Below are 14,425 nucleotides of genomic sequence, written 5' to 3'. Positions count from 1 at the left end.
GCGGATACATACACCAAGGGAGGCATATCACATGCGTGTACTACTATCGATCTGGAATGAAATACGCAGTTGGCCGCACAATGTGCGGTTATTTTTCTGGGCGAATTTATTTTACCAAATAGGTACAGGAATGTTCAGTGTGCTTTATAATTTGTATATTCAAGGGCTTGGTTACCCCGATGTAATGAATGGACGTATTATTAGTATTCAATCGTTAGCTACAGCTATTTTATTTATCCCTGTCGGATTGATGGGCGACCGATTTAGCCGTAAAAAGTTACTGGTACTCGGTGCTTTAGCCAGTGGTTTGTTTTTTGTGGGTAGGTCATTTGCGATAGGTGAACAAAGTCTACTATTATTAGCGATCTGTTCCGGTATATTTGCTTCTATTTTTCAAGTGATGGCTATTCCTTTTCTAGCTGAAAATGTAGCAAAATCAAAGCGTCTACGAATGTTTAGTTACCTTGCCTGTCTTACACTGGCTGCGCAAGTACTCGGTAATACAGGCGGTGGTGTACTTGCAGATCTTTTGCAATTTACAGGACTTACATATGTATTAAGCTTACAGTTAGTACTATTACTTGGTAGTATTGCGACTCTAGCTTCATTTATCCCGATGGCGATGATTCGTGAACATCCTGTTTCAGCGGTTTCTTCAGCACCTTCTGTCAACACAATAGAACATAAGCAGGCGGCAGAACAATCAGCACCTGTTATTTCACCAACATCTACAGCCGCTCCTTCTACTACTCATTCAGATACTGTATTTATTAGCCGCTTTCTACTAGCACAGTTATTGACAGGGCTAGGTTCTGGATTAGTTGTTCCTTACTTAAATCTTTACTTTACCAATCGGTTTGCCGTTTCGTTAACATCGATGAGTATATTGATCTCGTTAGGACAATTAATGACGATTGTCTCGATGTTACTAGGGCCTTCTTTGGCGGCACGAATCGGTGCTGTGCGAGCGGTAGTAGTATTTCAGTTATTGTCATTACCCTTCTTATTACTTACAGGATTCACCAATGTATTGATTATCGCTTCGGTGAGCTTTTTGTTCCGACAAGCGTTGATGAATGCTGCCAATCCTCTTCAATCTTCGATTATGGTTGATCGGGTATCTGACAAAAGGCGCAGTATCGCTAACTCATTGATGCAGACGGTATTTATGTTAGGCTGGGCAAGTATGGGGCCGGTACAATCATATCTGGTCACTAGCTATGGCACCTATTGGGGATATGCGATTGCATTTAGTATTACGGGTGTACTCTATACGATCTCTTCGTTGTTATATTACTTTATGTTCCGTAAGCCTACAAATAATCATGTTCAAGCTGTTCCTTCGTCATAATTATCATTGATCAATATACCAACATATAAAAAAGCATCCTGTGATATTGCAGGATGCTTTTCTTATGATGACCTTTGGCTAACATGAAAGATATAGCGCCATAGACACCAACCTATCGTTACACCAATAGAATTAAGGATCACATCGTCGATATCAAATGTCCCTCGTTTACTGAGCATTTGCACTATTTCGACGATAATAATACATAATCCGAAGCGCAGTAGCAAAGAATACAATCTATATGGCTTTATAAACGGAATCCCTAATCCAAATGGGATAAATACAGCGACATTGCCAAATAAATTAATCCACTGATCGATCCGTCCCCCGACTCGCATCAAAGCAAAATCGGTGATCGTATGAAAAGGAACAAGATTATACCGATATGCCGCTTGAGGATCATATTCTCTACCGAATCCGAAAAACATCCAATACAATAACAGCGGAGTATAGATACTTAATAAAAGTACAGACACTTTTTTCATAACATACATCCTGCGCTTTCGTGATAATCACTTTGGGTTCTATTATGTAGCCGAAGCAATCTGATGATACAAAGAAGAACTGCTTTCTTTGATTTTGGTTTGGAGTAATAATTCTAACAATCCTTCGGGTACTACCAACGCATCAGGATCTTCTTTTAGTTCATGTAATGTTTTCCATTCTGCTTCATAAGACACTTCATTACTTTCGATTCCGTATACGATATCTTGCTTGTAAAATAAAGGATCATCAACATGCGCACTATAAATAAATGTAATCTCGTGCCCTAATCCTTGCACTGAGACTCCTGTAGATTGATCTTGCTCTGTATATTCAAAATGATTTTCTATCACATACTGCAATACTGGATGGATAATATCTACATGAATTTCTTCTTTCACTTCTCGCTTGACGGTGACCAGACTACTTTCTCCATATTCCATCGTTCCACCTATAGGACGATACATTGTTTTACTTTCATGCACATTCTCTATTCGTTGAAAAAGAAAGCGTTGATCTTGCTGAAGCAAACAAAGACATACTGTACGAATAACCATATATTCACACCTTTCTAGATCAATTCCTGTTATATACCTGAGTAGACATCACGAACGCAGACTGATATCATATCCGATCTGATAAAAGTCAGCAAGATCTTGTCGACCTGTTTTTGTTAAGCGCTTGATAGCTTCCTCAATACTTACTAGATCCACTAGCACTACTTGCTCTCCATCGGGAGGGTTAAGAGGTTGATGATCCAATTGCACTTGTCCATACACCGTCAGTCGAATAAATGAAGGGTGTGGAATATAAGGTCGATATGGAGTCTCCGCTTCTGAAGTACATTGAAAATAACCAAAGACATGGTAGTCGATCAATGTGGCTCCCATTTCTTCCATCACTTCACGTTCTAATGCGGCGATATAATGTTCTCCTTCTTCCAGCGTACCTCCTGGCAATTCCCAGCGTCCATCTTCCAATTGCATGATCACTACTTGATCCCCTACCATCGGTACAATAGACACATTACTAATCAATGACGCATCTATTTCGTGTAATGAAGTTATCGGTTGAAATTTAGCTGTAACCGGGCCCCAATGAATATCTTGAGAAAGTGCTGGCAATGTACGTAATAACTGCTTGGTCTGCTCCATATCAAATATAGCTTTGGTCGCTTCAAGCCATGGATGGATCACCATCTGATCACGCTGTTGCCACACATAATCCAAATAGACAATGATAGCTTCATCTAATGAATACTCGGATGCACTTTTCATCTGATGAATAAAGGGAGCAGAATGTTCTGATGCCCATGAACATTTATCAGCGACAAAAAGAATTTTATCCATCAATCCCAGCTCTGGATAAAGAGTAGTATGGCATTTAATCGCACTTAGCAGATCTGGATGATCCAAGCCAAACCATGCTGATGCTAACCAGCTAGATAACTTCTGATGCAACACATAAGGAACTTGTTGTTCTTCCTTAAGTATTTGTATGCCTAATTGTTGAGCTAGTTCATACTTCTGCTGATCTGTAAATAATGTACTTAGATCATGTAGATAACCTGCATATTGAGCAATATGCGGATCAGCTCCATACCGTTCTGACAGTATAACAGCTTGTTCTGCTACTTTTAAGCTATGTTGCCATGTATCTTGATGGTGATGTTTACGAAATGTATTTTCTATATAAGCGGGAATAGATTGTGCTGGATCATAGGGTTCTAAATACTGTTGCAACAGGTGCTTGGCTATATCATTCATTGTGGTGTTCACTCTCCATTCAAAGCTTCATCGCTTCCTTTAAAATATCGTGTTACCACTTCATATGCAAGTTTAGGGCGACGATAAGCATCTACAATTCCTTTATTATTTTGTGTTCGTGCCCGTATCATCGGCCAGATACCTTCTTCTGTCACACGGCAATCACAGAATTGCCAAATAAACATCCCAGATATATATTCTCGCTGAGTATACGCTGTTAAATTACTTTCGATAATATCTGCTTGCCGTTCTTCTGTACCTTTGACACGTGTAGGCGACCGATATCCATAAAATCCATCTGCTCCAAATTCACTCATTATCATCGGTTTACCTTTTCCGCCTGCTTGATCTGCCCATCCACGTGCTAGATCGCATAATTCCTCCGGATCTTCATCACCATACCAACCTGGATAGAGATTAAATGATACAATATCTGCTAGATCAAAACAGATTTCATTTTCTCGATGATGAGAAGCGAAGCTAAGAGGTCGACTATTATCCAAATTGCGAATCTGCTCCAATTGGCGTTGATAATGAATTCGACCTTCTTCTAGATCGCTTGCACATTCATTTAGAATAGCCCATATAATAATCGATGGATGATTATAATGTTGATAAACCATTTCCCGATTAACCTGTTCACACTGCTCTATAAATTGCGGATGACGCATATTTTCTATACTTAATCCACGAGCATGATTTTCTTCCCATACTAATATCCCATATTCATCACATAAATCTAGAAAACGTTCATCATTTGGATAATGACTGGTACGTACAGCATTTGCACCTGTATGGATCATCAAGTCCAGATCTTGCACCATCAATGCTATAGGAAAAGAAGCACCAACCATAGGATGATCTTCATGTCGATTGAATCCTTTCAAAACGATTGGTTCATTATTTAATAACAACTTTTCTTCGTGGGTCTGAATAGTACGAAAACCTACACGTTCAATCCAATCGTCTACAAGTTCTATAGAAGATGATTCATGCTGATACCAGAAAGTCTGCCATTCATACAGATAAGGATGATCAGGACACCATGATTCTATATCCGAAAATGTAAACGTGTGCAAAAATTCCAAGTGTTGTCCAGCTTCTATCGTAATCTCTGGCAATTCTTGCTCCCAGATCGTCGCTTGCTGAAGAGGTGATAATCCAAATTTGATATGCCCTTTGATCGTATGATCTGCATGAGATTGTAAAGCTATCCGTACTTTCGCTTGCCAATGTCCGTGCTCGTTTTTCGTCCAGTCTTCTTTAACTGGGGTGAATTGAACCGATTGAATCAAACAACTCTGTAGCGGAATTATTTCCATTATCAATGGCCAAATAATACCACCATACGTATAATAATCATTAGGAATATGCAAAGCAGAATGTTGACCAAACGAATTATCCACTGCTACACACAATTCATGATACCCTTGCTGAACATTTGTAATCATAGTATCAAATGCAGTATAGGCATTATAATGCTCGGCTACCTGTTGACCATCCCAAAAGACTTTGGCGGTATGACTTACTCCTTTAAATAGCAATCTAACATGTGATGGATGGTGAATATAAATAGAACGGCGATAAATGCCTTGTCCACGATAAGTCAGTAATTGAGGATGCATCTCCCAACAACCAGGTACAGCAACTTTATAGGAATAATCTATATTTTCAGATACCTCATCGAATGATAACGCTCTCAATTTGCCAAAATCCCATACACCTTCTAATGATTCTCTAATACGAGTACGATGATTTTGAAACAGTCGATCCATCATATCTTCTCCTTTTATGTATTAGAATGTAGATTAGCTTAGCATAACAAAAATACAGAAACAACTACAAAAAAAGAAGCAAACCTGTACCCTTTTACATGTGGTCAAAGGTAGGTTTGCTTACTATTTTATCTAATCACTGGATTATATTGTGTGATCCAACTCTGTTCTACATAATCTATCACTTCAATCAATGCATCTTCGTTATTCGTTTTGGCAGTGATCCAATTGGCTACGTGTTTAAGCTCTGGATGAGCATTTTGCATCGCTACACCATGACGTGTTAACTGAATCATTTCAATATCATTAAGATGATCGCCTACCGTTAAAAACTCATCTTGGTGACCGCCTGTCATGGTGATCAATTGTTGCAATGCTGTTCCTTTACTTGTCCCAAAAGGCAATATTTCTAAAATATCATGTTCGGATTTCACTGTATTTAATAATTCGATCTGTTGCTGAAAAAGGGTTAAGGATTCCGGTTCGCCAAGCAACATCATTTTGGTGATCTGGGATGCTACTTGTTCCAAAGAAGCTAACGTAACGACTTGTACTTCAACTTGTTCTTTATCGATCCACCGTTGTATTTTGGGAGTAATACGTGTGCAATAAATCTGTTCTTGATAAAAAAGAAGCAAATCCAGATCAAACGGTTGACGTATATTGTAATAATGATTAAATATCCATTGTACATGAGCTAACGAGACAAACTTTTCTTCTAGAAAGCAAGTTTGCAAAGGGTCATATATTTTGGCTCCATTGTACAGAATAATAGGATCAGTTAGATGTAATAACTCTATAAAAGGTTGAACACTGATTAATGATCTGCCTGTAGCCAGTGTAAAATGTCCACCATTCGCTATAAAAGTGTGAATACGTTGTTGCATATAAGGAGAAATATGTTGGTGTGTATCCAGTAAAGTGCCGTCCAGATCAGAAACGATCCAACGAATAGGCATACGCATAGACTCATCCATAGACATCGTTAGCCTCCTTCATTTGTAAAGTACGTTATTAATATTACAAGTCAAGTGTTAGCCAAAGTATCGTTTTATACCATGAATTTGTTAAATGCAAAAAAAGACTGACATTGATCCAAGATCGCAGTCAGCCTTTTCCACACTCACGTATATATGAATCTTATTGCTTGGTTAAAATATTTTTTACAGTTTCTTATCGTCTACACTGTTCAACCAGTCTTCAATATTACCAATTACTGAAGCGACACAACCGTCCTCAAATGGAGAGTTTAGTCCGCCCACTTTGACAAGCTCTGTAAATGGCTTGCTTCCGCCAGCACGACATAGTTGCAGATAGTCTGCCCATGCAGGCTTCTGATCTTCATTCATCCGCTTCCAGAATTGGAAAGCACAGATTTGTGCAAGCGTATAATCAATATAGTAGAACGGAGACTCATAGATATGACCTTGTTTTTGCCAGTACGCTCCACTTTGTAGATATAGATTATCGCTTTGATCCCAGAATGGTAAATACTTCTCTTCTACCGATTTCCAAGCTGCTTTACGCTCAGCCGGAGTAAATTCTGGATTTTCATAGATGATATGTTGGAATTCATCAACAGCTACTCCATAAGGAATAAAGATAAGTCCACTTGATAAATGATCGAATTTATATTTTTCTGTATCTTCTTTGAAGAACAATTCCATCCATGGCCATGTAAAGAACTCCATGCTCATAGAATGAATTTCGGCTGCTTCTGATGTAGGCCATGTGTATTCAGGTACTTCAAAATGACGACTTTCATACACTTGGAAAGCATGCCCTACTTCGTGAGTTAGTACATCAATATCACCGGATGTTCCATTAAAGTTGGCAAAAATAAACGGACTTTGGTGATCATTGATAAATGTACAATAACCGCCACCCATTTTACCTTTTTTACTTAATAGATCCATCAATTCATGTTCCATCATAAATTCATAGAACTCATTGATCTCTGGTGACAATTCTTTATACATTTGTGCACCATTTTGGATAATAAAGTCAGGGTCGCCTTTAGGTGTAGGATTACCGGTTGGGAATGAATAATCTTGATCGAAATAAGTCAAACGATCCAACCCAAGACGTTGACGTTGGCGTTCTTTGAGACGCGCTGCTGCTGGAACAATATATTCCTGAACCTGTTTGCGGAAATTAGCAACTTGTTCAGGGCCATAATCTGTACGTCCCATACGAGCATATCCTAATGCTGTAAATGTTTTGTAGCCTAATTTATGAGCAATAGTCGTACGAATCTTCACCAGTTCATCATAGATGCGATCCAATTCTTCGCCTTGTTCAGCAAGGAATCCATAACGAGCTTCTCCAGCACGTTGTCTCATATCGCGATCTTTAGAAAGGCTAAAAGGTGCTAACTGAGAAAGAGTACGTTCTTCGCCTTCAAATGGAATTTTTGCAGAAGCAATCAATTGAGCATAAGCAGTTGTTAATTTATTTTCCTGTTGCAGATCAGCAATAATGTCAGGATGGAATGTTTTGAGTTTCATTTCAGCTAATGCAAATAAATGACTACCCCATTTTTGCTCTAATTCAGTGCGGAATGCAGAAGTAACCAGCGCTTTATAATACGTATCTATGTATTCTTGGAACAGAGGATCGATCTCATCCATATAATCTTGCTCTGTTTTGTAGAATTCATCATTTGTATTAATGGAGTGGCGAATATAGACAAGTTGAGCTTGAGTAGAATACGTATTGAACAACTTGTTAATTTCAGACATTGCTACATCTTGTTCTGCAAACGTTACCGCATTCACAAATTGACTCAATAACTCATCAAAAGTAACTTTGACAGCGTCCAAATTCGGGCGTTCATAAGGAAATTCACTAAATTTCATCGGTAGACATCCTCTCTATATGTAAGTTCCCGGAACACACCGGTTGTTTACATGTTACTAAATTTCACACACAATTTACAGTTTTTTTATCCAATGGTCGAATAAATAGTAAAAATTGCATCTATAGTCTCATATCCGCTTGATAAGATTGACAAATAAATAGATAGCGTACAAATTTTCCTTTACGAATATGACAGACTTCCAGTATTTGCAGGCCTACTTCTGCGATTGATTCTTGAATAGGTTCTGTCGCTAAAATAAGAATACGTTCGCCCAGTCGTTTGGCGCTAGCAAGCATCTCTAATCGTGTCTGCTGACTTAGAACAGAGCACAGATTATAAGGCAAATCCAAAACTAATGCATCGTATCGTCCTTCCAATGCTCGCATATCAGCAATCTTCACAATATCGGGCATCTCATAATGTATTAGATTTTCTCTTGCTCCTTGCACTGCCAAAGGATTAAGATCATACCCTACAATCTGTATCCCCATCGACAATGCTTCGATCAGAACAGTTCCGATACCACAACAAGGATCAATCATTGTCATCCCTTGTGGTTGTGGCACAGCAATATTGGCTACTGCTCTAGCTACTCTTGTACTAAGTGCAGTTGAATAATGTCTGGGCTTATCATTATGGTGAAGCCAGATCGGTTCAGAAGCTATACATTCTCCAACAATCCATCGTTGATCAGCAAATGTTAATCCCAATAAAATTTGCGGCTGTTTCATATGAGCTGTTCCTTTAATATTCATACCGATACGACGTTCTAACAGACGCTTTTCTTCATAAGTGAATAGCTGTTCAGCATCAATACATATTAATTTAAAAGTCTGATCTTCTAATGCAATCGATTGAACGATACGCTCCAATTGCTCTAGTGTAGATGCTTCATACTGCGTTGCAATACGATAATGAATAAAAGGACTTCGATTTGGTGCTATCGCTATATCGCTTTTGATATAACGGGTCTGTGGTGAATGACCTAATAATGAGCGCAATTCTAGATCACATAATTCGACTTCATCTTCATGACAAGCATACGTATAAATATAATGAAGAGGTGACTCTATCGTAGAATCGTCTTCTTGTAGATACAAAGATATAGATTGGTTAAACAACGTCTTGACCCCTTTTCTATCAAACCCTACTTCAATACATGGCATTTCTATATCACTGTTATCTAATCATGATTTGATCTGCATAACAGGTTGAATACGAATATGCTCGACTTCTAATCTTGATTTCAACTCTTTCACAAAATCTACAGCGTGTTGACCATCTCCATGGATACAGACACTATCTGCTATAAGTGGAATAGAGTTTCCATTGGTCGATATAACGCTATGCTGTTGGATCATATGGATGACTTGACGTACCGATTGCTCTGTATCTGTAATCAAAGCAAGTGGATCACTTCTTGGTGTAAGCTGACCATCATCGTCATACGTACGATCTGCAAATACTTCATTCACTACTGTTAATCCTATGTGCTTGCCTGCATCAATCAATGCGCTCCCTGCTAGTCCATATAAAATCAACTTGGGATCGAAACGATATATAGCCTGTGCTATCGCTTCTGCTAGACTTCGTGATTGGGCAGCCATATTATACAAAGCACCATGCGGTTTGACATGATGTAACACTCCGCCTTCTTGCTGTACAAAAGCCGCTAATGCTCCAATCTGATAAGTAATCAGATCATACGCTTCTGTTGCTGAAATATCCATCTTCCGCCGTCCGAATCCTTGTATATCGGGTAATCCAGGATGTGCTCCAATTTTCACTCCATATTTCAAAGCAGATTGCACAGATTGACGCATTACACCCGGATCACCTGCATGTAATCCGCAAGCGATATTTGCAGATGTAATGTATGGAAATAGTTGTTCATCTGCTCCTATCATATACGCACCATAGCTTTCTCCCATATCACAATTGATATCTATCGTATGCATAGGATTCTCCTTTTATCACGAATGATTTTGTACTTGTTTATACTTTTCCTGATTGAAGCATATGCTATCACTTACTACTTATCCAATCGTCAACGGACGTAGCGCTTCATCTATCGTTCGATACAGTAATTGTAGTTGATGACGCTTATGTATAGATAACGATTGGGCTTCTGCCAACGTAATCCGATCAAAGCGGATCGATGAACCCGGTGCCAATTGAGCCAGCACAGGTAGATCTACTGTAATAACATGTGCGATTTTGGGATAACCCCCTAATGTCTGGCGATCTGCCATCAATACAATAGGTTGTCCATCAACAGGAACTTGAATTGTCCCATCCGCCACTGCTTCAGATATATATTCATGCGGTTGATGTAATTGTAATGTAGCGCCTTGCAAACGATAACCCATTCGATCAGATTGTGGTGTGATCTGATATTCATTTTCACAAAGCAATCGTTGACTTTGTTGGGTAAAATCATCCCATTGTCTACCTGAAATAATCCGTATTACAGGGGATTGAGAATAATGAGGCAGTACCGAATAGGCTACAGACCAGTGAAAAGAATAAAAAGGATCTGTAGATAGATCAGCAGAAGATGGTGGTCGAAGATTACTTTTTTGGATATGAATACTATCATTCTTTTTTAGCCCTCTTCCTTCTAACCCTCCTATACCTGCACGCAAATACGTACTCCTGCTTTCCATCACTTTATCTATAGCCAGACCACCACTTACTGCTAGATAAGCACGACACCCGCTAACAACACGTTTGAATACAAGTATACTTCCCTGACGCACCCATACCGGACGCCACATAGGAACTTCTTTTCCATCAATCTGTGCACCAAGATCACCGCCTGTAATCGCTATCCATTGATCACTTTGAAATTCGCCTACCCATCCTGATAACGTAATCTCTAATGTTGCCTGATCTTCGTTATTGCCTACTAAGCGATTCGCAACTTGATGTGCAAATGTATCTATTGCTCCACTAATACTTATTCCATATTTCCCATACTTTTTTCGACCACGATCTTGAATCGTACAGAGCAGTCCTGGTTTGTGAATCAAAATAGTCATCATATTCCCTCTTCTGTTAAAGGATGGAGTTGCTGTAAATAGTGATATTCTTCCTCATCAATCGCGCGAAAACGAATAGACATCCCACTTGCTAACAAAACAGGTGGATGTTGATTCGGTCGAAAAAGAGTTAATGGTGTTCTACCAATCAATTGCCATCCACCCGGTGTTGCTAATGGATAAATACCTGTCTGTGTACCCGCAATACCGACCGAACCTGCCGGAATCACCAACCGAGGTGTTGCTTTGCGAGGAGTAGCAATCTTTGTCGACATTCCACCCATATAAGGAAATCCCGGCGCAAATCCTATCGCATAAATCAAGTATTCACAACTGCAATGAATAGCGATCACTTCTTCGACCGAAAGATGATTATAAGTAGCTACATATTCCAAATCAGGTCCATATTCATTGCCATAACATACAGGAATATCTATTACCTTATGCACAGGTTGAATAACGTGATTGCGATATTGTGATTCAGCGCTAGAAGTTGATTGTATATTATCCTCTGACGGTAATATGATCGATACCAACGATTGCTGAATTAGAAAACATACATAATCAAAAACAGAAACTTCCTTATCAGTATTCTGCTGTTCTGTCCATGAGTATAGATCATGCAAATTAATCTGATCCAGATCGTAAAACACCGTTACCGTAGTAAAAGAAGGAATACACTCTATATAACCGTCAAATGGATGTTGCTCTATGACAGCAACAGCTACTGTTACTTTTTCTAAAATAGACTTATCAATAATACTTCCAAATTCGATCACTACTGCTGAATCTCCCAACGGTTCCATCACCCATGTCATAAGGTTGTATGCTCCTTTCTATGTATAGATTGATCTGTACGAATCTAACTATAATTATACTTTGCATAGATTAATTCTATTGAACCATGTTCCTTGTAGATAGAGCAAATAAGGAAGGACATAATCATAGATGTTCAAGGAAAAAGCAGACATTTATATAACTAGTGAGTTTCAACAATACACGTATATATCATGGATATAACCGATGAGTTCTAACAATACATGTATACATTATAGATATAACTGGTGAGTTCCAACAATACATGTATACATCATAGATATAACAGACATAGAGGCGATATACTATCAAAATCGATATCATGCAAAAAGATCAGATCCACTTCATATCAAAGGGATCTGATCTTTACTTATTTCTACATATTTTATTTTGTTGTTTTTATCATTACGATTTGCTTGGGATGTTATACAACAGTGGCTGGCACTTTCGTAGTTGTTCCTGCTTTGGTAACCATATTACGAGCAATCCATACTCCTGCTGCACCTGCTTGTGCTAGACCACGTGTCACGCCTGCTCCGTCTCCACCGCAATATAATCCATCAATTTCAGTTTCTAGATTTTCATCTAACTTGGGACGTGCAGAATAGAACTTCGCTTCTACACCGTAAAACAATGTATGTTCAGAAGCGATCCCTGGTGTTACGCCTTCCAGCGCTTCGACCATTTCGATCAAGCTTTTCATTGTGTTGTAAGGCAATACCAATCCTAGATCACCTGGAACAGCTTCTTTAAGTGTAGGTTCTAAGAATCCTTCATTAATTCGTTCTCTTGTCGAGCGACGACCACGAAGAATATCACCGTATTTCTGTACAATCACTCCACCGCTAGAAAGATCATTAGCACGACGACAGATTTCACGAGCATATTCATTAGGCTTATCAAACGGCTCTGTAAATTTATGTGATACTAGCAAAGCAAAATTCGTATTGCTAGATCCCAGCACTGGATCTTTGAAAGAATGACCATTGGCTGCCATAACACCACTATGGTTCTCGACTACAACATGACCGGATGGATTACTACAGAATGTTCTTACTCTTGTCCCTACCGATGTATTAAAAATAAATTTACCTTCATATAAATGTTCATTGATCTGGCGCATCACCACATCAGATGTCTCTACACGTACACCTACATCCACCTGATTGTTGTACATTTTCAGACGACGCTTTTTCAAAATTTCAGTTAACCACGCTGAACCATCACGTCCTGGCGCAATCATCACCATAGGAGCTTCATATGTTTCACCTTTTTTGGTCATGATTCCTGTAATCTGGTGCTTGCCTTCTATCTTGGTCGTGATAATATCTTCCACTTCTGCTTTGAACACCATATCGATTCGTGAAGTCAGATAGCTGTAAATGGATTTCAAAATCTCTAAGTTCTGTTCTGTGCCCAAATGGCGAACTTCAGCACGTAGCAATTTCAAACCGGATGCATATCCACGTTGCTCGATATCACGAATCGTATCTGTTGTAGGATCAGTAATATTAGGAGTGGCTCCATGTTCTAGATTGATATCATCCACATAACGAATCAATTCCATCACTTTCGAAGGAGAAAGGTAATCAGTTAACCAACCTCCAAATTCAGTAGTGATATTGAATTTGCCATCGCTATAAGCACCTGCACCACCAAAACCTGCGGTTACTGAGCAAGCGGGTAGACAACCAGCATAATCTTTTTTACCAGCCGGTGGCGGGCATAATTGAATCTTCTCTTCCATGATTGGACAACTACGGCGATGAATATCATGCCCTTTGTCGATCAGCAATACTTTCCAATCCGGTGCTTGACGAGTCAATTCATAACATGCAAAAATTCCTGCTGGTCCTGCACCTACAACAATACAATCATAATGGTTCATAATGTCCTCCTAAGATGAATAATATGGGGTCAAAACACAAAAAATCCTGACTGCTGAATAGATATGCCAAAGCACACTATTCGTAGTCAGGAATTTATGGTCCCTTGTAGAAACCCCCAAACCTTATTTTCGGGGATATACGAATATATAGGATATAACTAATGATTAAAATCATAATGAACAAGTCATCGAACAAAGTAAGATATTTTACTTTGCCATAATATTCATAATGTAAAATAATTACTAAACATAGCAAGAAATTTATAACATTTATACATTAAAATACCACTGTAGCGCATATCACTCTCAATAGGCTACAGTGGTATCTTACAGAAAAATAAGCGAACGGTCAAGCACTTATTTTAATAATAGTTCGTATAAATAAGATTTTTCATTCTTTAATTATCTTTTTCAAGCATAATAAACATAAATTAGCGAACATTGT

General features: G+C 38.7%; 12 protein-coding genes and 1 riboswitch. Of the genes, 1 reads left to right on the top strand and 11 read right to left on the bottom strand.

From position 1 onward, the window contains the following. Nucleotides 1-31: 31 nt before the first annotated feature. Nucleotides 32-1,351: an MFS transporter gene (locus tag QE450_RS06905; RefSeq protein WP_307298042.1), complete on the top strand. Its 1,320-nt coding sequence runs from the start codon at nucleotides 32-34 to the stop codon at nucleotides 1,349-1,351. A 62-nt stretch (nucleotides 1,352-1,413) separates the two neighbouring features. Here the strand turns inward: QE450_RS06905 and QE450_RS06900 are convergent, their stop codons facing one another. From QE450_RS06900 to QE450_RS06850, 11 genes are all read right to left on the bottom strand, one after another. Then, nucleotides 1,414-1,836 carry a VanZ family protein gene (locus QE450_RS06900; RefSeq protein WP_307298040.1) on the bottom strand — a complete coding sequence of 141 codons (423 nt, stop codon included), beginning with the start codon at nucleotides 1,834-1,836 and terminating at the stop codon, nucleotides 1,414-1,416. 42 nt (nucleotides 1,837-1,878) lie between these two features. Then, nucleotides 1,879-2,391, bottom strand: a complete 513-nt coding sequence (locus tag QE450_RS06895) for an NUDIX domain-containing protein (RefSeq protein WP_301263390.1) — start codon at nucleotides 2,389-2,391, stop codon at nucleotides 1,879-1,881. A 48-nt stretch (nucleotides 2,392-2,439) separates the two neighbouring features. Next, nucleotides 2,440-3,600, bottom strand: coding sequence for a bis(5'-nucleosyl)-tetraphosphatase (symmetrical) YqeK (gene yqeK, locus QE450_RS06890; RefSeq protein ID WP_307298038.1), 1,161 nt, complete (start codon nucleotides 3,598-3,600; stop codon nucleotides 2,440-2,442). Between the two features lie 8 nt (nucleotides 3,601-3,608). Further along, nucleotides 3,609-5,375 (bottom strand): glycoside hydrolase family 2 protein, encoded by a 1,767-nt coding sequence (locus QE450_RS06885; protein WP_307298036.1) that lies wholly within the window; start codon nucleotides 5,373-5,375, stop codon nucleotides 3,609-3,611. A 128-nt stretch (nucleotides 5,376-5,503) separates the two neighbouring features. Next, a complete protein-coding gene (locus tag QE450_RS06880; RefSeq protein WP_307298034.1) occupies nucleotides 5,504-6,358 on the bottom strand; it encodes a Cof-type HAD-IIB family hydrolase in 855 nt (284 codons plus the stop codon). A gap of 180 nt (nucleotides 6,359-6,538) precedes the next feature. Continuing rightward, nucleotides 6,539-8,233, bottom strand: a complete 1,695-nt coding sequence (locus QE450_RS06875; RefSeq protein WP_307298032.1) for a M3 family oligoendopeptidase — start codon at nucleotides 8,231-8,233, stop codon at nucleotides 6,539-6,541. Nucleotides 8,234-8,354: 121 nt separating this feature from the next. Next, nucleotides 8,355-9,356: a TRM11 family SAM-dependent methyltransferase gene (locus QE450_RS06870; RefSeq protein WP_307298031.1), complete on the bottom strand. Its 1,002-nt coding sequence runs from the start codon at nucleotides 9,354-9,356 to the stop codon at nucleotides 8,355-8,357. A 66-nt stretch (nucleotides 9,357-9,422) separates the two neighbouring features. Next, complete coding sequence (locus QE450_RS06865; protein ID WP_307298029.1) at nucleotides 9,423-10,193, bottom strand: 5-oxoprolinase subunit PxpA; 771 nt, start codon at nucleotides 10,191-10,193, stop codon at nucleotides 9,423-9,425. A gap of 78 nt (nucleotides 10,194-10,271) precedes the next feature. Continuing rightward, the gene (locus QE450_RS06860) at nucleotides 10,272-11,276 is read right to left on the bottom strand and encodes a 5-oxoprolinase subunit C family protein (RefSeq protein WP_307298028.1); all 1,005 of its coding nucleotides are present in this window, start codon (nucleotides 11,274-11,276) and stop codon (nucleotides 10,272-10,274) included. Beyond that, nucleotides 11,276-12,094: a 5-oxoprolinase subunit PxpB gene (gene pxpB, locus QE450_RS06855; protein WP_307298026.1), complete on the bottom strand. Its 819-nt coding sequence runs from the start codon at nucleotides 12,092-12,094 to the stop codon at nucleotides 11,276-11,278. The genes QE450_RS06860 and pxpB overlap by 1 nt, the downstream gene beginning before the upstream one ends. Nucleotides 12,095-12,516: 422 nt before the next feature. After that, the gene (locus tag QE450_RS06850) at nucleotides 12,517-13,980 is read right to left on the bottom strand and encodes an NAD(P)/FAD-dependent oxidoreductase (protein WP_274170188.1); all 1,464 of its coding nucleotides are present in this window, start codon (nucleotides 13,978-13,980) and stop codon (nucleotides 12,517-12,519) included. A gap of 63 nt (nucleotides 13,981-14,043) precedes the next feature. Further along, nucleotides 14,044-14,143: riboswitch (purine riboswitch) on the bottom strand. Nucleotides 14,144-14,425: the final 282 nt, after the last annotated feature.

Source organism: Paenibacillus sp. SORGH_AS_0306, from assembly GCF_030819345.1.
Classification (GTDB): Bacteria; Bacillota; Bacilli; order Paenibacillales; family Paenibacillaceae; genus Saccharibacillus; species Saccharibacillus kyungheensis.
The sequence above is the reverse complement of the archived record's forward strand: the minus strand, read 5'-3'. Positions and strand labels throughout refer to the sequence as shown.